Source organism: Amycolatopsis sp. NPDC114478 (assembly GCF_055633805.1).
This window is the reverse complement of sequence record NZ_JBVKDO010000001.1, coordinates 758,794-778,872: the sequence shown is the minus strand read 5'-3', so window position 1 is coordinate 778,872 and position 20,079 is coordinate 758,794. Positions and strand designations below refer to the sequence as shown.

Genomic DNA, 20,079 nt, shown 5'->3' with positions numbered 1-20,079 from the left:
GCGGCCCGAGAACCTTTCGGACCCGCATGGTGACGGGCGCAACCCTGACGAACAGCACCTTCGAGACCCTGTGCCGGGCGGCCCTCCTTCACGTGCGAGTGTCCGCTCGTCGTGACAAGTGCACCCGGGCCGACCGCCCGCTCATCGACGACTCTTGAATTCTCAGCGCCCGGGCGGTCCCGCGAAAACGGCCGACCGGGTGGCATACGATCGAATCAGCTCACGCACGGTGACTCGCCCTGGTCGAGTCCACTGTGCTCCCGCAAAGGACCCCCGGAAGGTCTCGCCGTGAAGCTCTCGCCCGCTCCCCGTGAGGTCCGCTGGGCCGGCGTGGTCACCGCGGTGCCGTCGCTCGCCCTGCTGGTGTTCGGGGTGGTCGTCCTGGTGAACGGACTGGGCTCGCCCGCGCAGCCGGGCAACAACGTCTACGTCGAGTCGGGCACGTTCATCGTGGTGGCGCTGGCGTTCCTGGCCGCGTCGGCCGGGCTGGTCCTCGGGCAGACGTGGGCGCGTTCGCCGGGCGTGGTGATCGCGCTGATCGTGATCGGCCTCGGCTGGTACCTGCTCGGGCCGTCGGGCGAGCCGGCGTGGGGCGTGCCGGTCGCGCTGTTCGGCATCGCGGCGCTCGTCCTGCTGTTCCGGCGGCCGTCCCGGGCCTGGGCGCTGGGCCTGCGCGAAGGCGAGACGGAGACGGAAGCCGCCGAACGAGGTGGTCTCGCGGGCCGTCGCGCCGAGCGCGAAGGCCCCGAAGACTAGGCCTGGGCGGCCAGCGCCTTCAGGGGTTCGTCGGTCAGCCGGTTGACCGTCCACTCGTCCATCGGGACGGCGCCGAGCGCCTTGTAGAACTCCGTCGCCGGGTTCCAGTCCAGCACCGACCACTCGAGCCGCGCGTAGCCCTTCTCGACGCACTCCGCCGCCAACGCCGCCAGCAGGGCCTTGCCCAGGCCGGACCCGCGGTGCGACGGCAGGACGAACAGGTCCTCCAGGTAGATCCCGTGCACCCCGCGCCAGGTCGAGTAGTTGAGGAACCACACCGTGAAGCCGGCGATCTCGCCGTCCACTTCGGCCACGTGCCCGAACAGCTTCGGCGCCTCGCCGAACAGCGCCTCGTGCAGCTGCGGAACCGTCAGGTGGCACTCGTCCGGGGCGCGCTCGTAGTCGGCCAGCGCGTACGCCAGGCCGACGGCGGCCTCGACGTCGTCGGGGCGGATCCGGCGGATGCGGTCGTCGGGCACGTCAGTCCTCCAGGGCGGGCGGCAGGTTGAGGTGTTCGATCTGGGGTTCGCCGCGCTCGTCGCCGAGCACCGCGATACCGCCCGCGTCGAGTCCGAAGTGGACGCCGGCGGTGGCGGGCAGGCCGATCCAGCGGGCCACCAGTACACGGCTGAAGTGCCCGTGCCCGACCAGGATCACGTCGCCGGCTTCGATGTCACGCCGGGCGCGCGCCAGCACGCGGTCCGCGCGTTCGGACACCTGCGAAGCGCTTTCGCCGCCGGGGATCGGGTGGGTCCAGACCGTCCAGCCCGGCACGGTCTTGCGGATCTCCGGCGTGGTGATGCCTTCGTACTCGCCGTAGTCCCATTCGGACAGGTCTTCGGTGACCTCGTCGACGCGCAGGCCGGCCAGCGCGGCCGTCCGCAGCGCCCGGGTCCGCGGGCTCGACAGCACCAGCGACGGCCCGCCGACGAGGCTCCGGAGCGTGCCGCCGGCGGCCAGCGCCTGCCCCTCGCCGGCCGGCGTCAGCGGGATGTCGGTGCGGCCGGTGTGCCGCCCGTTCACCGACCATTCGGTCTGGCCGTGCCGGAGGAGGAAGAGACGGTTCGCCACACGGGCGAATATATCCGGCGGTTTGCCACCCGGCCGGGCGTCTGCTTAGCTACTGATCAGTAGCTTAGTTCGAGGAGACCTTCATGCCCGACACGCCGACGTTCGCGCTGTGGCACAAGCTGGCCGCGAAGCCGGGCGGGAAACAGCTGTTCAGCGCCGCGATGTGCCTGCGCGTGCCGTACTTCCGCACGGTGCTGCCGTCGGTGCGCGAGCTGCGTCCCGGCCACTGCGAAGTCACCGCGCCGAAGTGGTGGGGTGTCTACAACCACATCCGCACCTTCCACGCGATCGCCGCGTGCAACCTCGCCGAGATCGCGATGGGCATGCTCGCCGAGGCGACGGTCCCCGGCACGCACCGCTGGCTGCCGAAGGGCATGACCGTCGAGTACGTCGCCAAGGCGGAGACGGGTCTGCGTGCCGTGGCCTCGCTGCCCGAGCTGCCGGAGTTCGGCGACGAGGGCTTCGAGCTGCCCGTCCCGGTGACCATTTCGGACACGAGCGGCAAGCCCGTGGTCACCGGGACGATCACGATCTGGGTGACGCCGAAGAAGCGTTAAAGCGGCTTGTACTGCACGTAGGTCGTCTGGTGGAACGTGTTCTCGCCGGATGGCGACGGCAGGCCCAGCCGCCGGTCGACGAGCTTGCCCAGCGGGCCGCACCCGGTGGTCGCGGGGATGGCCAGATCCGGGTCCACGACGCCGAAGTGCATGGTCGGCGGGGTTTTCGTGATGACGGTCGGCGGCACCGCCGGGTCGTTGTGGACGACCGTGTGCATGACGCCGAGCCGGCAGTCCTTGTGCAGCAACGGGTGCCGCAGCACGGCGTAGACGTCCAGTTCGCCGCGCCGGTCGTCGTTGCTCAGGAAGTCCGAGTACCCGCCGTAGCGCAGCTGGAGCGTCGTGCCCGCCAGGCCGGGGACGCGCACCGGCTCGTGCCGCAGCGCACCGAACACCTGCGCGTACTGGCCGTTCACCCGGCCTTCGCTGAACGTCAGCCGTATCTCCCCGAGTGAGACCTCTCGGTCGTGGATGGTCAGTTTTCCTTGTGAGACAAAGGCTTCGCAACGCCACGTGCCCGGGTCGGCGTTCGCGGGCGGTGCCGGGCAGTCGGTGAAGTCGAAGACCGGCAGCTCGTCCGCGGACGCCGTCCCGGGCACGACCCCCAGCGCGGCCACAGTGACCGCTGTCGCCCCCAGTGCGAGAAGTTTCATGCCGGTGAGCTTGCTCGCGCCGCCGGGCGCGGACATCCGGGATCGCCCCCAGGGGAAGTCCGGAATTTCCCTCGACTGGGTGAAACGCGTTCTGAATAGTTAACGCCGTTTACCGATGTCGGGCATGCTCGGGACCATGTCTGCCTTCTCCCGCCGCCGGTTCCTCGGCCTCGCCGCCCTGAACTCCGCCGCCGCCCTCGGGCTGACCACGGTCTCGACGCGGCCCGCGGCCGCGTCGCCGCTCCCGGAGTACTCGCCGGCGGTGGTCATCGGCACCGGCTACGGCGCCGCCGTCACGGCGTTGCGGCTCGGCGAAGCCGGGATCCCGACGCTGATGCTCGAGATGGGCAAGCTGTGGTCGACGCCCGGTGCCGACGGCAAGGTGTTCTGCTCGATGCTCGCGCCGGACGAGCGGGCGATGTGGTTCAAGGACCGCACCGAGGCGCCGCTGGCGTCGTTCCTCTGGCTCGACCTGGCCAACCGCGACATCGGGCGGTACGCCGGCGTGCTCGACCGGGTGAGCTACGGCGACATGGCGGTGTACCTCGGCCGCGGCGTCGGCGGCGGGTCGCTGGTCAACGGCGCGATGGCCGTGACGCCGAAGCGGTCGTACTTCGAGGAGATCCTGCCGCGCGTCGACGCCGGCGAGATGTACGGCAAGTACTTCCCGCGGGCGAACGCGGCGCTCGGCGTGAACGTCGTCGACCCGGACTGGTTCGAGACGTGCCGGTCGTACCAGTACGCGCGCGTCTCGCGGAAGGCCGCGCGCAAGGCGGGCTTCGACACGACCTTTGTATCCACTGTATACAACGTCGACTACCTGCGGCGCGAAGAAGCGGGTGAGGTCCCGCGCTCGGCGGACGCGTCCGAGGTCATCTACGGGAACAACCACGGGAAGCGCTCGCTCGACAAGTCCTACCTCGCCGCCGCGCTCGGCACCGGCAACGTGACCATCGAGACGCTGCGCGAGGTCCGCGAGGTCCTCCGGCAGCCCGACGGCACGTACACGCTGGTCGTCCGCGAGATCGACGAGCGCGGCACCGTCCTGGGCACGCGGCACGTCAACACGAAGTACCTGTTCCTCGGCGCCGGCAGCGTCGGCTCGACCGAGCTGCTGCTGCGCGCCCGCGAGACCGAGCGGCTGCCCGAGCTGAACGACGCAATCGGACAGGGCTGGGGCACGAACGGGAACGTCATGTGCGGCCGCGCGAACCACGTCTGGGACACCACCGGCAGCCTGCAATCGGGCATGCCCGCGCTCGGCATCGACAACTGGGCCGACCCCGTGCACCCCGCGTTCGCCGAGATCGCGCCGGTGCCCGCCGGTCTGGAGACGTGGGTCAGCCTGTATCTGGCGATCACGAAGAACCCCGAACGCGGGCACTTCACCTACGACGCCGCCAGCGACTCGGCGAAGCTGCACTGGACGGCGTCGCAGGGGCAGCCGTCGATCGACGCCGCGAAGGCGCTGTTCGACAAGGTCAACCGGGCGAACAAGACGATCTACCGCTACGACCTGTTCGGCGACACGCGCACGTTCGAGGACCGCTTCACCTACCACCCGCTGGGCGGCCTGGTGCTCGGTGAGGCGACCGACGACTACGGCCGGGTCAAGGGCTACCGGAACCTGTACGTCACGGACGGCTCGCTCATCCCGGGCAGCACCGGCGTCAACCCGTTCGTGACGATCACGGCGCTGGCCGAGCGCAACATCGAGCGCGTGCTCGCCGAGGACCTCAGGGGCTGAGCTTCGCGAGCGAGTCGGTGAAGTCGTCGCCGACGCCTTCGAAGAAGGACGCGTCGGCGGCTTCGACGTCCTTCAGGGCCTTCGCGACCAGGTCCAGGCCGGCCGGGGTGACTTCGAGGCGCTTCGCGCGCGCGTCCGCCGGGTCGTCGGCGCGGGCCAGCAGTCCGCGGTCGGCCAGCTTCCGGACGACCTGGCTGGTCATCATCGTGTCCGTGCCGGCCTGCTCGGCCAGCTGCCGCTGGGTCGGCGGCTCGCCCGAGCGGGTGAGCCACCACGTCGTCGTGAGCAGGACGAACTGGACGTGCGTGAGGTCGTGCGGGGCCAGCGCGGCCCGCATCGCCCGCTGCCAGGCCAGCGTCACGCGCCACAGCAGGAAGCCGGGGCTGCGCTCCGGGCCGGGCAGGCGGGACTCCGGGGCGGTCATACCCGTGAGGATGCCTCAGCCAGACGTGCGAGCGCGCGCATCGCGTCGGGAGTGTCTTCGGTCACCTGCGGACCGAAGCCCTCGGGCCCGTCGATGGTGACGCGGTAGGTAATGCGCGTGCCGCCGTCGACGTCGGTCAGGACGTGCTCGAACCGCAGGAACGCGTCCGGCAGCCGGGTCTCGTCGGTGAAGCTCCGGCCCTCGGTGACCTCAGTCAGGGTGAACGGGATCGGCGGCATGCCGTCCATCGTCATGGTCCCGCTCGTCCCGACGGTGAAGGTCCCGTCCAGGACCACCGAGCGGACGCCCGCGTCCCACTCGGGCCAGCGGCCGGTGTCGGCCCAGAGCGGCCAGATCGCGGCGGCGGGGGCGGTCGAGGTCTCGCTGTGCTCGTACTCGTAAAGTGCCATGCGCGCATACTATATGCGCGCAGGCTATCGGCGCTAGAGGTCTTTCGGGATCAGTGCGCGGAGCGCAGCTTGTCGTAGTACGCGACGCAGTCCTGGTACGACGGCAGCAGGCCCTGCTCCAGGGCCTCGGCCAGCGTCGGAGCGGTGCGGTCCTTCTCGGACAAGATCGGCTCGATGTCCGCGGGCCACGGCAGGCCGAGTGCCGGGTCGAGCGGGGTGATGCCGTGCTCGCCCGTCGGGTTGTATCCCTCGGAGCACAGGTAGGCCATCACGGTGTCGTCCTCGAGGGCGATGAAGCCGTGTCCGAGGCCTTCGGCGAGGTACGCGGCGTTGTACCGGCTCGAGTCGAGCTGGACGGCGTCCCAGGTGCCGAACGTCGGCGAGCCGACGCGGATGTCGACGACGACGTCGAGCAGCGAGCCGCGCGCGCAGTAGATGTACTTCGCCTGCCCGGGAGGCGTGTCGGCGAAGTGGATGCCGCGGATCGCGCCCCGCCGGGACACGCTGTGGTTCGCCTGCGCGAGCCGCAGGGGGTGCCCGGTCGCCTCGCGCAGGACCTCCTCCTGGAAGGGGGCCACGAACAGGCCCCGATCGTCGGGGAACGCCCGGGGGGAGAACTCGAAGGCGTCCGGGACGCTCAGCCGGCGGAATTCCATGGCGTCACCTTATCGGGCGGCTAAAAAACCGAACGGACGTCTTGGCAATTGCCGGAATAGGGGTCCGATGTGACATCAGCCGCACCGAGGGGTCCCCTTCCGGACCGGACCTGTCACAATGAGTGGACCGCCGCGTCCGCGGCCATCGCCAGACCCACGGCACCGATGGCCGACGTGACGCCTCGCCGACAGGCCGGCGCTACCGCGCTGGGCTGCCGTGCCGGAGGAACAAACCATGGTTTCCCCTGTAGCCGTGGTCCCCCGCTCGCATGCCCAGGAGAAATTCCAGTGACCCAAGTCCGATCCGCGAGTTCCGTCATTCCCACTGGGGGAATGACGGAAACGACGACAGGAATCCCCATGAGCGACCCCACCGGTGCCGGAGCGCCGGTCACCGACGAAGAGATCTTCGCCGGGCACGAGGGCGGCAAGCTCTCGGTGGCGGCGACCCGCCCGATTGCCAGCCCGCGTGACCTTTCGATCGCGTACACCCCGGGGGTGGCGAAGGTGAGCCGCGCGATCGCCGAGGACGCCGCCAAGGCGAAGCGGTACACGTGGGCGGACCGGCTCGTCGTCGTGGTGAGCGACGGGACGGCGGTGCTCGGCCTCGGTGACATCGGCGCGAGCGCGTCGCTGCCGGTCATGGAGGGCAAGTCGGTCCTGTTCAAGACCTTCGGCGGGCTCGACTCGATCCCGCTGGTGCTGGACACCACCGACGTCGACGAGATCGTCGAGACGCTGGTGCGGCTGCGGCCGTCCTACGGGGCCGTCAACCTGGAGGACGTCTCCGCGCCGCGCTGCTTCGAGCTGGAGGACAAGCTCAAGGAGGCGCTCGACTGCCCGGTCATGCACGACGACCAGCACGGCACGGCGATCGTCACGCTGGCCGCCCTGCGCGGCGCCAACCTGGTCCTCGACCGGGCAATCGCCGACCAGCGCGTCGTCGTCTCCGGCGCCGGCGCGGCGGGGGTCGCCTGCGCCCGGATCCTGCGGGAAGCCGGCATCGGCGACGTCACCGTCCTCGACTCGCGTGGCATCATCCACTCCGGGCGCGACGGCCTGAACCCGGTCAAGGAACGCCTGGCCGCGACGACGAACAAGGCCGGCCTGAAGGGCGGCCTGGCGGAGGCGCTCGAAGGCGCCGACGTGTTCCTCGGCCTGTCCGGCGCGACGATCGACGAGTCCCTGCTCGGCCGGATGGCGGGTGGCGGCATCGTCTTCGCGCTGTCCAACCCGGACCCGGAGGTTCACCCGGACGTGGCCGCGCGGTACGCGTCGATCGTGGCCACCGGGCGCAGCGACTTCCCGAACCAGATCAACAACGTGCTGGCGTTCCCCGGCGTGTTCCGCGGCGCGCTGGACTCCGGCGCGCGGGCGATCACCGAGGGTATGAAGCTGGCGGCCGCCGAGGCGATCGTGTCGGTGGCGATGGACGACCTGGGCGCGGACCGGATCGTCCCCTCGCCGCTCGACCCGCGGGTGGCCCCGGAGGTCGCGGCGGCGGTGGCGAAGGCCGCGGAAGCCGACGGCGTCACGGCCTAGCAGGTTCCGAAGCAGTCAAGGCCACCTTACGTCGTAAGGTGGCCTTGACGCTTTCACCCCAGGATGTCGGCCAGGCGGTGGCGGGGGACGTCGACCAGGCGCAGGTCCGTCAGGTCTGCCGGGACGTCCAGGGAGACGTTCGCCAGACGGGCGTGGGCGCGGGTCAGGACCTCGTCCTGGTGCTCGACCGCGTCCGCGACGACCACCGCGTGCCGGTTGTCCGGCGTGCTCCGCAGGTACCGCAGCGCGTACTTGCCCCGGACGAGGGACGCCAGCGCCTCCTGCGACGCCTGGTCCGCCAGGTCCGGGTGCGCGTTCGGGACGAGCAGCGCGAGCCGGCGCGCGTTCGTACCCAGTAAGGTGCGCAGCAGCCACGGGCCCGGGTCGGCCGAGAGGTCCATCGCGACCGCGTCGCCCTCCGGGCCGGAGATCGACCAGTCCACCGGCCGCGACTCCAGCGCGAGCCCGTCGGTGCCCGCGATCTCCTTCAGCTTCTCCAGCAGCGCCGGCTTCGTCCCGGCCGCCTCCACCGACTGCGGCCCGTGCGTGTAGATCGCCTTGCCCGCGCGGACCTTCTTGGCCTTCGCCGTCGGCTGGCAGACGTACAGGTCGGCCGCGCTGCCGATCGCCTGCGCGCCGAAGTAGCGGTTGAAGTCCGGCAGGATCGCCTCGAACGTCAGCCCGAGCGTGGCCAGCGACCGCTGCACCTGCGCGCCCAGCGCCGGGTGGCGGGGGCTGTAGCCGTATGCGAACAGCAGCCGTCCCTCGCTCGGGTTCCGCAGCGCCTGCACCCCGCGCGCCGCGAACAAGCCCATGCCTTCCGGTGTGTACGGCGGGTCGCTGAACACCAGGTCGAAGCCGCCGGTGACGGCCGGCGGCAGGCCGACGCGCAGGTCCGCGTGCGCGGTGGCGATCTCACGGCCGCCGCGGTCGTCGAGGTAGGCGAGCACGCGCTCGTCGAGGTCGACGACCGTCAGGGACGCCGCGGGGCAGACCGCCCGCACGGCCAGCGACGTCAGGTCGTGGTCACCGAGGAACAGCAGTCGGGCTGACGCGAGGTCGTAGCGCGCGTCCAGCCACAGCGCGCGGCGCAGCACGGTCTCCGGCGTCGCCTGCACGTGATCGAGCGCGGCCAGCGGCGGCGGCACCTCGGCCACCCACTCGGCGACCTTCGGCAGCAGTTCGTGGTTCGCGACGGCTTCGTCGAGCGGGTCGGCGTAGCGGGGCGCGCTGTACTGCAGGTACGCGGCGGCGACTCCGGGGGAGATCCGCAGCCGGTCGCCGCTGCGGTCGAGGTCGTCGCCGAGCGCGGCGAGGACGTCCTCGACGCTGCGGCGCGGCGCGGTGGACAGCCGCACCAGCTCGCCGAGGTCGTGGTCACCGGTGCGCAGGAGGTCGATGACGCGGTACAGCGGGCGGACGCCGACACCGTGCGCGGCGAGGACGTCGTCGAGTGCCTTCACGGGCTACGAGCCTAGTCACCACCCTGCGGAACACCGTGCCAACCGCCGCGGACTCGGCTACGGTCGATTCCACCGGACATGGGGAGTGGGCAAGTGACCATCGAATTCCGCGACGTGACCAAGCAGTATCCGGATGGGACGGTCGCCGTCGACAAGCTGAACCTGACGGTCGAGGACGGCACGATCACCGTGTTCGTCGGCCCGTCCGGCTGCGGGAAGACGACGTCGCTGCGCATGATCAACCGGATGGTCGAGCCGACCGGCGGGCAGGTGCTGCTGGACGGCAAGGACGTCGCCGAGGGCGACCCGGCGCTGCTGCGCCGCGGCATCGGCTACGTCATCCAGCACGCCGGTCTCTTTCCACATAGGACGGTGCTGGACAACATCGCCACCGTTCCCTTGTTGTCGGGCTGGGACAAGGCGAAGGCGCGCAAGCGGGCGGCCGAGCTGCTGGAGACCATCGGCCTGCCGGTCGAGCTCGGCAAGCGGTACCCGGCCCAGCTCTCGGGCGGCCAGCAGCAGCGCGTCGGCGTCGCCCGCGCGCTCGCCGCGGACTCGCCGGTGCTGCTGATGGACGAGCCGTTCTCCGCGGTCGACCCGATCGTGCGCGAGGACCTGCAGAACGAGCTGCTGCGGCTGCAGTCGCAGCTGGGCAAGACCATCGTCTTCGTCACGCACGACATCGACGAGGCCGTCCGGCTCGGCGACAAGGTCGCGGTGATGCGCGTCGGCGGCAAGCTCGCCCAGTACGGCACGCCCGCCGACGTGCTGCGCCACCCAGTGGACGACTTCGTCGCGTCGTTCGTCGGCCGCGACCGCGGCTACCGCGGCCTGTCCTTCCTCTCCGCCGACGGCGTCGAGGTCAAGGAGATCGAGCTGGTCGAGCTCGGCGCGCCGGTCCCGGCGAGCGACGGCTGGCGGCTCGGTGTCAACGCGGACAAGCAGCCCCGCGGCTGGCTGCCGCCGAACTCCACTGTGGACGGTCCGCTGACCGAAGACGACCTCGTCGCCGGCGGCTCGCTGTGGATCCACGGCACCCCGATCCGCGGCGCCCTCGACGCCGCCCTGTCGTCGCCGGCCAGCCTCGGCGTGGTCGTCGACGAAGACCACCGCGTGCTCGGCGGCGTCGTCGCGAGGCAAGTGCTGGACGTGATCGAGGCGACGCCCCAGGCGTCATGAGCTTCTTCGACGAGCTCGGGCAGTACCTGAGCAGCGGGAACACGCGCGCCGAAATCCTCGGTGACCTGGGCGACCACGTCTACCTGGCGCTGCTCCCGCTGGGCCTGGGCATCGTCCTGGCGATCGCCGCCGGCTGGCTCGGCCACCGCTGGCGAGCCGCCCGGCAGGTGCTGATGGTGCTGGCCAACCTGCTCTACACGATCCCGTCGCTGGCGCTGTTCGTCGTGATCCCCGGCCTGATCGGGTCGAAGATCCTCGACAGCGTCAACGTCGTCGTCGCGTTGACGATCTACACCACGGCGCTGCTGGTCCGCCCGGTGCTCGACGCGCTGGACGCCGTGCCGCCGCCGGTGACCGCCGCCGCGACCGCCGTCGGGTACAAGCCGGTGCGGCTGTTCTTCGCCGTCGAGCTGCCGCTGTCCGTGCCGGTCCTGGCGGCCGGCGTGCGGGTGGCGTCGGTCAGCAACATCAGCCTGGTCAGCGTCGGCGCGCTGATCGGCACCGGCGGCCTCGGCGTGCTGTTCACCGACGGTTTCCAGCGCGAGTACTTCTCGCCGATCGTCGTCGGCATCGTGCTGACGCTGCTGCTCGCGCTGGTCGTCGACCTGGTGCTGGTCTTGCTGCGCAACCTCTTGACGCCGTGGGAACGGGTGAGTGCCGCGTGATCACCGATCTCTTCCACTGGTTCGGCGACCCGGCGCACTGGTCCGGCCCGGACGGCATCCCGCAGCGGCTGCTGGAACACCTGGGCTACACGGCTTTGTCGCTGGTGATCGCGTTGGTCATCGCCGTCCCGCTGGGACTGTTCGTCGGCCACACCGGACGCGGCGGAGTCGTGCTGGTGGGCGCGGGCAACGTGATCCGCGCGCTGCCGACGCTGGGGCTCGTGACGTTCCTCTTCCTGCTCTTCACCCAAAGCGTCACCTCGACGATCATCGGGCTCGTCGTGCTGGCGGTGCCGCCGATCCTGGCCGGCACCTACGCCGGGCTGCAGGCGACCGACCACGGCGTGGTCGACGCCGCCCAGGGCATCGGGATGACCGGCTGGCAGCGGCTGTGGCAGGTCGAGGTGCCGATCTCGCTGCCGCTCCTGCTCGGCGGCATCCGCAACGCCGTGCTCCAGCTCGTCGCGACCGCCGCGGTGGCCGCCTACGTCGGACTCGGTGGCCTGGGCCGGTTCCTGCTCGACGGACTGGCCATTTTGGACTATTCCGAGGTCATCGCGGGCGCGTTGCTGACGACGGCGCTCGCGATCGTCCTGGATCTGCTCTTTTCCTTGCTGAACCGCGCTTTGGTGCCGCGGGGCGTCCGGCTCGCGGCGGCCGTGAAGAACGTGGCGGCGTGAAACGGCTGGTCGTTGTGGTTGCCTTGCTCCTGGCCGCCGGTTGCGGCAACCCGCTGGCGGGCGGCGGTGAGGGCGGCGCGTCCGGCGACATCATCATCGGCGCGTCCGACGTCGGGGAAAGCCTGCTGCTGGCCCAGATCTACGCCGGGGCGCTCCGGGACGCCGGCGCCTCGAACGTGACGGTCCGGCCGCCGGTCGGCAGCCGCGAGGTCGTCGTCAAGGCGCTGCAGGACAAGTCGCTGTCGGTGGTGCCGGACTACAGCGGGAACCTGTTGCGGTACTTCGACAAGCAGACCACCGCGACGACGTCCCAGGACGTCTACGCGCAGCTGCGGCAGAAGATCCCCGCGGGGTTCGAGGTCCTGGACCAGGCACCGGCCGAGGACAAGGACCTGCTCGTCGTCGGACCGCAGCTGGCTTCTTCGGGCGTCAAGACGTTCTCGGATCTGGGGCGCCGCTGCCGCGACCTCGTGTTCGGCGGCCCGGGCCAGTGGAGCAGCCGCTGGAAGGACAAGATCAAGACGCTCTACGGCTGCGAGTTCAAGGAGATCCGCACGACGGACACGGGCGGCCCGGTGACGGTGGCCGCCCTGAAGTCGGGCGACGTCCAGGTGGCGGACCTGTTCAGCACGTCGTCGACGATCGCGGCGAACGGGTTCGTGCCGCTGGTCGACGACAAGAACATGTTCCCGGCGCAGAACATCGTGCCGCTGGTGGCGCGCGGGACGCTGTCGCCGTCCGAGGTGACCGCGTTGAACCGGGTCTCGGCGGCGTTGACGACCGAGCAGCTGACCGAGCTGAACGTCGAGTTCACCGAGAAGAAGCGCAATCCGCTGGACATCGCCGAGGACTTCCTGGCGCGCAATAACCTGAAGTCCTAGCCGAGCGCGAGTCAGCTCGGCTGGAAGAACTCGAGCAGTTTCCGCGCCGCGCCCGAGGACCTCAACATCTCCTGCATGTCCGCGGACATCCTCGCCGCCGCGCCGGTGCGGTCGAACATCTCGCCCTCGTACTCCTTGACGGCCGCGGCGTAGTCGTCCGGGTTCGCCGCCACCGCGAGGCCGAGCATCGCGCCGTCGATCAGCGCCTGGTTCGCGCCTTCCCCGACCGCCGGCATCAGGTGCGCGGCGTCACCGAGCAGTGTCACGTCCGGCTTCGACAGCCACGTCAACCCGATCGGGAGCGTGGTCATCGACCGACGGGCGACCGCGTCGTCGCTCGCCGCGATCAAGGCGGTGAACCGGGCGTCCCAGCCCGGGAGCAGGTCGATCAGCCGCGCCCGGGCGGCGGCCGGGTCGTCAAACGGGATTCCGCTCGTCGCGAACCAGTCCTCGCCGGTGTTGTAGAAGCTGACGCCGATGCGGACGCGGCCGTCGCCGTTGCGCTGCGCAGCCAGTGAGATTCCGTCGCCCATCACCCAGTAGGTGCCGCGGCCGACCATCGCCGCGAGGTCCGGGTGCGTGCGGTCGATGTCCGGGATGCCGACCTCGACGACGTTCTGGCCGGTGTGCGCCGGACGCGCGTCGGTCACCAGCGCGCGGACCCGCGACTGCGCGCCGTCAGCGCCGACCAGCAGGTCGTACTCCGCACTGCCGCCGTCGGCGAAACGCACGACGCCGTTGTCCGCGGACTCGAACGCTCGCCCCCACTGGACAGTGCCGGCGGGCAGCGAATTCAGCAGCAGGTCACGCAGGTCGGCGCGATCCACCTCGGGACGCAGGAGCGGGGCGTCGTCCGGCGTGTCCTCCTGGATCAGGAGGGTGCCGTCCGGCTCCAGGAGCCGCATGTCCTGACCTTCGCCACGCGCGATCGCGAAGAACTCGTCCAGCAGTCCGGCTTCGCGCAGCGCGCGCTGTCCGGAGTGGATGTCCAGCATGCCGCCCTGTCCGCGTGCGTCGCGCGAGGTCTCGCGTTCGTAGACGACGGATTCGATGCCGTGGACGTGCAGCACCCGGGCCAGAGCCAGACCGCCCGGACCGGCTCCGATGATGGCGATGGTCATGAGGTCCCCCTTCGATACGCTGTATCTCTCGATACACTGTATCGCACCATGCGCTGTATGGTCTGCGGCGTGACGGTGTGGGAACGGCCGGAGCCGCCGGACAGGCCGACGCCGGCTCCGCTGAGCCGGGAGCTGATCGTCCGCGCGGCGATCCGGCTGGCGGACGCGGACGGTCTGGCGGCGGTGTCGCTGCGCAAGGTCGCCGGCGTGCTGGACGTCGGGCCGATGCGGCTGTACGGCTACATCGACACGAAGGAAGAGCTGCTCGACCTGATGGTCGACGACGTCTACGCGACCATCCGGCCGGTCGGCGACGGCTGGCGGGAGGTGCTGCTGTCTCTCGCCGAAATGACCCGGCGCGCCGCGCACCGGCACGAGTGGTTCGCCGACCTGCTCGGCGGCCGGCCGCAGCTCGGGCCGCACGCCCTGGCCCGGGGAGAGGCGGTGCTGACCGGGCTGACGGGCATCGACGTGGACGCCGTGATGCCGGTCGTCAAGGCCGTCAACGCGTACGTGGTCGGCGCGGTGCGCCGCGAGATCACCGAGCGGCGCGCCGAACGGTCCACCGGGCTGAACGAGGCGGAGTGGCAGCGCACCTACGGGCCCTACCTGGAGCGCACCTTCGCCACGGGCCGGTACCCGGCGCTGGAGAAGGTCATCCGCGAGGCCGTCCACTGGGACGTCGACGAGACCTTCCGGATCGGCCTCGACTACCTCCTCGACGGCATCGAGGCGAGCCTGTCGAAGTGACGGTCAGGCGCGCAGCGCCGCCGCGACCTTGCCCGCGTCCTCGATGCCCCGCTCCGGCGGTTCCTCCGGCAGCGGGAGCAGCACCACCGAGCCGCTGCCGGCCGCGTGCAGCGCGCGGACCGACGCCACGCACTGGTCGAGGTCGCCGCAGATCGCGAGCCGGTCGAGCCACTCCGGGCGCAGGCCCGCCGCCAGTTCGTCCACTGTGGACGCCGAGTCCACCAGCTCCAGCAGCTCGGCGGCGAACGGCAAGTCCGCCACCTGCACCCGCGCCCCGGGCGTCAGGGACTCCGCCACGGTGAGCCGCGCGCGTTCGCGGTCGCCGAGCGCCAGCCAGTTGTACGTCACCAGAGCGTGCTCCGCGGGGCCGCCGGCGGCGATGCCCGCCAGCGCCGTCCGCACGAACTCCGGCGGGGACGGCTCGGCCAGGATCGTGCCGTCCGCCGAGGAACCCGCCACCGCCAACGACTTCGGCCGCCGGACGCCCGCCAGCACCGGCGGCACCGAAGCGGGCGGGAAAACCAGTTCGACCTCGTCCAGGTGCACGTGCCGGCCGTGCATCGAAACCCGCTCGCCCGCCAGCAGGCGGCGGACCGCCACCAGCGTCTCGTCCAGCGCCGCCAGCGGCGACGCCGGGTACGCGCCGATCTGGCGCATCCACGACGCCACCCCGTGGCCCAGCCCGCCGATCAGCCGGCCGGGGTGCAGCTCCGCCAGCGCGGCCAGCTCCATCGCGGCGATCGCCGGGTTGCGGGCCACCGCCGGGAGCACGCCGATGCCGACCTTGATCGTCGACGTCACGGCCAGCGCCGTCGCGACCGTGGCGATCCCGGCCGCCCAGAAGCAGTCTTCGACCAGCCAGACTTCGTCGAGACCCGCGTCTTCCGCCTGGCGGGCCAGGTCGACCAGCTTCGACGGGTGCTGCTCGCGGTTGATGCGGACGCCGACGGACGAGCTCGGTGCGTACATGCCAGGCTCCTCAGATCCGGGAGAACGGCGGCGCGTACTCGAACGCGCCAGCTTGCGTGGGTTTGTAGCCGGTGAGCGTGCGGGCCTGGAAGTGCTTGCCCCAGGCGGGATCCGGCGGCGCGACCGAGAGCGTCGACGCCGTGACGAAGCCGAACCGCGAGTAGTAGCCCGGGCTGCCGAGCAGGACGACCAGGCCGTAGCCGAGCGCGTCCGCGGCGCCGAGCACCGCGTGCACCAGCGCCGAGCCGACGCCGCTCGCCTGGTGCGCGGGCAGCACGCCGAGCGGTCCCAGCCCGACCGCGGACGTCGTGTCCTCGCCGACGCGGGCCCGGCTGCAGCACACGTGCCCGACGACCTCGCCGTCGCGCACGGCCACCAGCGACAGCGCGTCGACCAGGTCGCCGTCCGCGCGCAGCTCGTCCACCAGCGGCGCCTCGACCGGGGTGACACCGGGTTCGCGCCGGAAGGCTTCGCTGTGGATCGCGTGCACGGTGGTCCGGTCGGCGGGCGTCTCGCGGCGGATCAGCATGGTCGTCACCCTGCCGCGAACTCGCCGCGGGCGAAAGCCGATTTCCGGCCCCGAACGCGGTGAAGGCCTCCTCGCCAGCCACCGAAGCCGGCAAGGAGGCCTTCACGGGCCCATCAAGCGATCAGTCGAACGCCTTCGAGATCAGCGCCTTCTGCTCGACCTCGTGCACCTTCGACGAGCCGGCCGACGGCGCCGCCATCGGACGGCGCGACACGACTTCCAGCTTCGCGAACAGCTCCGGGAACTTCCGCGGCAGGTTGAGCCCGAAGAACGGCCACGCGCCCTGGTTCTCCGGCTCCTCCTGGACCCACGCGACCTGCGAAGCGTTGGTGTAACGCTCGAGCGCCGCCACCAGCTTCTTCTTCGGCAGCGGGTAGTACTGCTCGATCCGCACGATCGCGACGTCGTCCGCCTCGCGCTTCGTCCGCTCGGCCACCAGCTCCCAGTACAGCTTCCCGGAGGTCAGCAGCACCTTGCGGATCTTCGCCGGGTCCGGCGTCGTGTCGTCGATGACGGACATGAAGCGGCTTTCGCCGGTGAAGTCGCTCGTCGCCGACGTCGCGGCCTTGTTGCGGAGCATCGACTTCGGCGTGAAGACGATCAGCGGACGCTGGATGCCGTCGAGGGCGTGGCGGCGCAGCAGGTGGAAGTAGTTCGCCGGGGTGGACGGCACCGCCACCGTCATCGAGCCCTCCGCGCACAGCGAGAGGAACCGCTCGATGCGGCCGGAGGTGTGGTCCGGGCCCTGGCCCTCGTGGCCGTGCGGCAGCAGCAGCACGACGTCCGAGCGCTGGCCCCACTTTGCCTCGCCGGAGGAGATGTACTCGTCGATGACGGTCTGCGCGCCGTTGACGAAGTCACCGAACTGCGCTTCCCACATGACCAGCGACTCGGGGTTGGCCACGGAGTAGCCGTACTCGAAGCCGACGGCCGCGTACTCCGACAGCGCCGAGTCGTAGATCATCACGCGGCCCTGGCCGTCGGCCAGGTTCTGCAGCGGCGCGTACTCCTGGCCGGTCTTGCGGTCGATGAACACCGAGTGCCGCTGGGTGAACGTGCCGCGCCGGGAGTCCTGGCCGGACAGCCGGACCAGCCGGCCCTCCATCGCCAGCGACCCGAACGCGAGCAGCTCGCCGAACGCCCAGTCGATGTCGCCTTCGCGGGACATCTTGTGGCGGCGCTCCATGACCGGCTTGACGCGCGGGTGCGGGGTGAAGCCCTCCGGGACGTTCACGAACGCGTCGCCGATGTGCTCGAGCGTCTCGCTGGTGATCGCCGTCGACACCTTGGCCGGCACCTGCTGCTCCTCTTCGACCGAGGGGCTGGCCTTCGCCGGGTGCTTCTCCAGCTCGCGGACCTCGTTGAAGACGTGCTCCAGCTGACTCGAGAAGTCGCGCAGCGCGGCCTCGGCCTCCTCGACGGAGATGTCGCCGCGGCCGATCAGCGACTCGGTGTAGGTCTTCCGCACCGAGCGCTTGGTGTCGATGATGTCGTACATCGCCGGCTGGGTCATCGACGGGTCGTCGCCCTCGTTGTGCCCGCGGCGGCGGTAGCAGATGAGGTCGATGACGACGTCCTTGTGGAACGCCTGCCGGTACTCGACGGCCAGCTTGGCCACCCAGTGCGCGGCCTCCGGGTCGTCGCCGTTCACGTGGAAGATCGGCGAGCCGATCATCTTCGCGACGTCGGTGGCGTACTGCGAGGAGCGCGAGTGCTCCGGCGCGGTCGTGAAGCCGACCTGGTTGTTGACGATGACGTGCACGGTGCCGCCGGTGCGGTACCCGCGCAGCAGCGCCAGGTTCAGCGTCTCGGCGACGACGCCCTGGCCCGCGAAGGCCGCGTCGCCGTGCATCAGCACCGGCAGGACGGTGTAGCCCTCGCCGCCCTTGTCCAGGAGGTCCTGCTTCGCGCGGACGATGCCCTCGAGCACCGGGTCCACGGTCTCCAGGTGCGACGGGTTCGCCGTCAGCGACACCTTCGTCTCGCCGTCGCCGAACATGCGGAAGTACTTGCCCTCGGCGCCGAGGTGGTACTTCACGTCACCGGAACCGTGCGCCTGGCCGGGGTCGAGGTTGCCCTCGAACTCCTGGAAGATCTGCGAGATCGGCTTGCCGACGATGTTGGCCAGCACGTTCAGCCGGCCGCGGTGCGGCATGCCGATGACGACCTCGTCGAGCTCGTGCTCGGCGGCCTTGTCCAGCAGCGTGTCGAGCAGCGGGATCGCCGTCTCGCCGCCCTCGAGCGAGAACCGCTTCTGGCCGACGTACTTGGTCTGCAGGAACGTCTCGAACGCCTCGGCGGCGTTCAGCTTCGAGAGCACGTACTTCTGGACCGCGGGGTCCGGCTTCTCGTGCGGGATCTCGACGCGTTCCTGGATCCAGCGGCGCTCCTCGGGGTCGAGGATGTGCGTGTACTCGATGCCGACCGTGCGGCAGTAGGAGTTGCGCAGCACGCCCAGGATGTCGCGCAGCTTCATCCGCTCCTGGCCGGCGAAGCCGCCGACCGGGAATTCGCGGTCGAGGTCCCAGAGCGTCAGGCCGTGGGACAGGACGTCCAGGTCGGCGTGGCTGCGCTGGCGGTAGTTCAGCGGGTCGGTGTCGGCCATCAGGTGGCCGCGCATCCGGAAGGCGTCGATGAGCTCGATCACGCGGGCGGTCTTGTCGACCGGGCCCTCGGGGATGTCGGCGACCCAGCGGATCGGCTCGTACGGCAGGCGCAGGCTGGTGAAGACGTCGTCGTAGAAGCCGTCTTCGCCGAGCAGCAGCTGGTGGATGCGCTTGAGGAACTCGCCGGACTCCGCGCCCTGGATGATGCGGTGGTCGTAGGTCGAGGTCAGCGTCATGATCTTGCTGATGCCCAGGTCGACCAGCGTCTTTTCGCTGGTGCCCTCGAAGGCGGCCGGGTACTGCATGGCGCCGACGCCGATGATGGCGCCCTGGCCGGCCTGCAGGCGCGGCACCGAGTGGTTGGTGCCGATGCCGCCGGGGTTGGTCAGCGAGATCGTGGTGCCGGAGAAGTCGTCGGCCGTCAGCTTGTTGTTGCGGGCCTTCTTGACGATCTCCTCGTAGGCCTGCCAGAACTGCAGGAACGTCATGTCCTCGACGGACTTCACCGAAGCCACGACGAGGTTGCGCGAGCCGTCCTTGCCCTTCATGTCGATCGCGAGCCCGAAGTTGACGTGCTCCGGCGTGATCGCGAACGGCTTGCCGTCGATCTGCTGGTAGTGCCGGTTCATGTTCGGGTAGTTCTTCAGCGCCCGGACCATGGCGTAGCCGATGAGGTGCGTGAAGGAGATCTTGCCGCCGCGCGTGCGCTTGAGGTGGTTGTTGATGACGATGCGGTTGTCCGCCATCAGCTTCGCCGGGACCGCGCGCACGCTGGTCGCGGTCGGGACGCTCAGCGAGGCGTCCATGTTCTTCGCGATGGCCGCCGCGGCGCCGCGCAGCTGCTTCGACTCCGGCTCTTCCTTCTTGGCCTCGGCCTTCGGCTCCGCCTTGGCGGCGGGCTTCGGGGCCGCCTTCGGCTCCGGCTTCGCGGCCGGCTTGGGGGCCGTCTTCGCGGGGGCGGCCTGCTTGGCCGCCGACTCGGCGTTCCGCACGGCCGTGGGCGACGGCTGCGCCGCCTGGCCGTTGGTGGCCGGCTTGGTCTCGGCCTGCTGCCGGGCCGTGTCCGCCTTGGCCTGCGCGTTCTGCGTCGGCTTGAAGTCCGCGAAGAAGTCGTGCCAGGCGGCATCGACTGAAGAAGGGTCGGCGAGGAACTGGTCGTACATCTCTTCGACCAGCCACTCGTTGGGGCCGAACTGTGACGCAGGGCTGCTGCTGGACACGGCTGGGGCTCGCCTCTATCCGTCTCGATCTCGATCTTGAATCCGCTGATGCGCCTACCAGGCTAACCCCCTCGGTGACCGCGATGTGATGGAACCGGCCTGTGTGAGGCGTGGCGCACTAGGGGATCGGTCACTGACTCGATCAAGATGTGCTAAGGGAACCTTAAGCGCTGGACCCGGTACAGCGTTCGCGGTCTCTT

Annotated in this window: 20 protein-coding genes; 9 read left to right on the top strand and 11 right to left on the bottom strand. The window is 70.5% G+C overall.

Annotated features, from left to right (window positions below):
- Positions 1-288: 288 nt before the first annotated feature.
- On the top strand, positions 289-756 hold the full coding sequence (locus ACZ7OH_RS03805) for a hypothetical protein (RefSeq protein ID WP_470279443.1): 468 nt from the start codon (positions 289-291) through the stop codon (positions 754-756).
- Here ACZ7OH_RS03805 and ACZ7OH_RS03800 read toward each other — a convergent pair.
- Both ACZ7OH_RS03800 and ACZ7OH_RS03795 read right to left on the bottom strand, forming a co-directional pair.
- A complete protein-coding gene (locus ACZ7OH_RS03800) occupies positions 753-1,235 on the bottom strand; it encodes a GNAT family N-acetyltransferase (protein WP_470279442.1) in 483 nt (160 codons plus the stop codon). The genes ACZ7OH_RS03805 and ACZ7OH_RS03800 overlap by 4 nt on opposite strands.
- A gap of 1 nt (position 1,236) precedes the next feature.
- Complete coding sequence (locus ACZ7OH_RS03795; RefSeq protein WP_470279441.1) at positions 1,237-1,827, bottom strand: acid phosphatase; 591 nt, start codon at positions 1,825-1,827, stop codon at positions 1,237-1,239.
- 83 nt (positions 1,828-1,910) lie between these two features.
- Between ACZ7OH_RS03795 and ACZ7OH_RS03790 the strand changes: the two genes are divergently transcribed.
- The gene (locus ACZ7OH_RS03790; protein WP_470279440.1) at positions 1,911-2,384 is read left to right on the top strand and encodes a hotdog fold domain-containing protein; all 474 of its coding nucleotides are present in this window, start codon (positions 1,911-1,913) and stop codon (positions 2,382-2,384) included.
- Here ACZ7OH_RS03790 and ACZ7OH_RS03785 read toward each other — a convergent pair.
- Entirely contained in the window at positions 2,381-3,037 is a 657-nt protein-coding gene (locus ACZ7OH_RS03785) for a hypothetical protein (RefSeq protein WP_470279439.1), read from the bottom strand. The genes ACZ7OH_RS03790 and ACZ7OH_RS03785 overlap by 4 nt on opposite strands.
- A 136-nt stretch (positions 3,038-3,173) precedes the next feature.
- Between ACZ7OH_RS03785 and ACZ7OH_RS03780 the strand changes: the two genes are divergently transcribed.
- The gene (locus ACZ7OH_RS03780; protein WP_470279438.1) at positions 3,174-4,784 is read left to right on the top strand and encodes a GMC oxidoreductase; all 1,611 of its coding nucleotides are present in this window, start codon (positions 3,174-3,176) and stop codon (positions 4,782-4,784) included.
- On the opposite strand, the gene ACZ7OH_RS03775 is transcribed toward ACZ7OH_RS03780, so the two are convergent.
- Genes ACZ7OH_RS03775 through ACZ7OH_RS03765 form a run of 3 tightly spaced genes read right to left on the bottom strand, consistent with a single transcriptional unit; the run spans position 4,774 to position 6,274 of the window.
- On the bottom strand, positions 4,774-5,208 hold the full coding sequence (locus tag ACZ7OH_RS03775) for a MarR family winged helix-turn-helix transcriptional regulator (RefSeq protein WP_400894509.1): 435 nt from the start codon (positions 5,206-5,208) through the stop codon (positions 4,774-4,776). The genes ACZ7OH_RS03780 and ACZ7OH_RS03775 overlap by 11 nt on opposite strands.
- Positions 5,205-5,618: an SRPBCC family protein gene (locus ACZ7OH_RS03770; protein ID WP_470279437.1), complete on the bottom strand. Its 414-nt coding sequence runs from the start codon at positions 5,616-5,618 to the stop codon at positions 5,205-5,207. The genes ACZ7OH_RS03775 and ACZ7OH_RS03770 overlap by 4 nt, the downstream gene beginning before the upstream one ends.
- 50 nt (positions 5,619-5,668) lie before the next feature.
- Positions 5,669-6,274 carry a dTDP-4-dehydrorhamnose 3,5-epimerase family protein gene (locus tag ACZ7OH_RS03765; protein ID WP_470279436.1) on the bottom strand — a complete coding sequence of 202 codons (606 nt, stop codon included), beginning with the start codon at positions 6,272-6,274 and terminating at the stop codon, positions 5,669-5,671.
- 360 nt (positions 6,275-6,634) lie between these two features.
- Here ACZ7OH_RS03765 and ACZ7OH_RS03760 point away from each other — a divergent pair, with 360 nt between their 5' ends.
- The gene (locus ACZ7OH_RS03760; protein ID WP_470279435.1) at positions 6,635-7,816 is read left to right on the top strand and encodes an NAD(P)-dependent malic enzyme; all 1,182 of its coding nucleotides are present in this window, start codon (positions 6,635-6,637) and stop codon (positions 7,814-7,816) included.
- 53 nt (positions 7,817-7,869) lie between these two features.
- Here the strand turns inward: ACZ7OH_RS03760 and ACZ7OH_RS03755 are convergent, their stop codons facing one another.
- Positions 7,870-9,279, bottom strand: a complete 1,410-nt coding sequence (locus ACZ7OH_RS03755) for a bis-aminopropyl spermidine synthase family protein (RefSeq protein WP_470279434.1) — start codon at positions 9,277-9,279, stop codon at positions 7,870-7,872.
- Between the two features lie 93 nt (positions 9,280-9,372).
- Between ACZ7OH_RS03755 and ACZ7OH_RS03750 the strand changes: the two genes are divergently transcribed.
- The 4 genes from ACZ7OH_RS03750 to ACZ7OH_RS03735 are packed head-to-tail and all read left to right on the top strand — an operon-like array spanning position 9,373 to position 12,684.
- Positions 9,373-10,458 carry an ABC transporter ATP-binding protein gene (locus tag ACZ7OH_RS03750; protein WP_470279433.1) on the top strand — a complete coding sequence of 362 codons (1,086 nt, stop codon included), beginning with the start codon at positions 9,373-9,375 and terminating at the stop codon, positions 10,456-10,458.
- Complete coding sequence (locus ACZ7OH_RS03745) at positions 10,455-11,123, top strand: ABC transporter permease (RefSeq protein ID WP_470279432.1); 669 nt, start codon at positions 10,455-10,457, stop codon at positions 11,121-11,123. Before ACZ7OH_RS03750 ends, ACZ7OH_RS03745 begins: the two co-directional genes overlap by 4 nt.
- Positions 11,120-11,803, top strand: a complete 684-nt coding sequence (locus ACZ7OH_RS03740; RefSeq protein ID WP_470279431.1) for an ABC transporter permease — start codon at positions 11,120-11,122, stop codon at positions 11,801-11,803. The genes ACZ7OH_RS03745 and ACZ7OH_RS03740 overlap by 4 nt, the downstream gene beginning before the upstream one ends.
- Positions 11,800-12,684, top strand: a complete 885-nt coding sequence (locus ACZ7OH_RS03735; protein ID WP_470279430.1) for an ABC transporter substrate-binding protein — start codon at positions 11,800-11,802, stop codon at positions 12,682-12,684. The genes ACZ7OH_RS03740 and ACZ7OH_RS03735 overlap by 4 nt, the downstream gene beginning before the upstream one ends.
- An 11-nt stretch (positions 12,685-12,695) precedes the next feature.
- On the opposite strand, the gene ACZ7OH_RS03730 is transcribed toward ACZ7OH_RS03735, so the two are convergent.
- Positions 12,696-13,805 carry an FAD-dependent oxidoreductase gene (locus ACZ7OH_RS03730; protein WP_470279429.1) on the bottom strand — a complete coding sequence of 370 codons (1,110 nt, stop codon included), beginning with the start codon at positions 13,803-13,805 and terminating at the stop codon, positions 12,696-12,698.
- A gap of 69 nt (positions 13,806-13,874) precedes the next feature.
- Here ACZ7OH_RS03730 and ACZ7OH_RS03725 point away from each other — a divergent pair, with 69 nt between their 5' ends.
- Complete coding sequence (locus tag ACZ7OH_RS03725; protein WP_470279428.1) at positions 13,875-14,555, top strand: TetR/AcrR family transcriptional regulator; 681 nt, start codon at positions 13,875-13,877, stop codon at positions 14,553-14,555.
- Positions 14,556-14,558: 3 nt separating this feature from the next.
- Here ACZ7OH_RS03725 and ACZ7OH_RS03720 read toward each other — a convergent pair whose 3' ends face one another.
- The 3 genes from ACZ7OH_RS03720 to ACZ7OH_RS03710 form a co-directional block, all read right to left on the bottom strand.
- The gene (locus ACZ7OH_RS03720) at positions 14,559-15,524 is read right to left on the bottom strand and encodes an LLM class flavin-dependent oxidoreductase (protein ID WP_470279427.1); all 966 of its coding nucleotides are present in this window, start codon (positions 15,522-15,524) and stop codon (positions 14,559-14,561) included.
- Positions 15,525-15,534: 10 nt separating this feature from the next.
- Complete coding sequence (locus tag ACZ7OH_RS03715; protein WP_470279426.1) at positions 15,535-16,053, bottom strand: GNAT family N-acetyltransferase; 519 nt, start codon at positions 16,051-16,053, stop codon at positions 15,535-15,537.
- Between the two features lie 121 nt (positions 16,054-16,174).
- The gene (locus ACZ7OH_RS03710) at positions 16,175-19,879 is read right to left on the bottom strand and encodes a multifunctional oxoglutarate decarboxylase/oxoglutarate dehydrogenase thiamine pyrophosphate-binding subunit/dihydrolipoyllysine-residue succinyltransferase subunit (RefSeq protein WP_470279425.1); all 3,705 of its coding nucleotides are present in this window, start codon (positions 19,877-19,879) and stop codon (positions 16,175-16,177) included.
- Positions 19,880-20,079 lie beyond the last annotated feature (200 nt).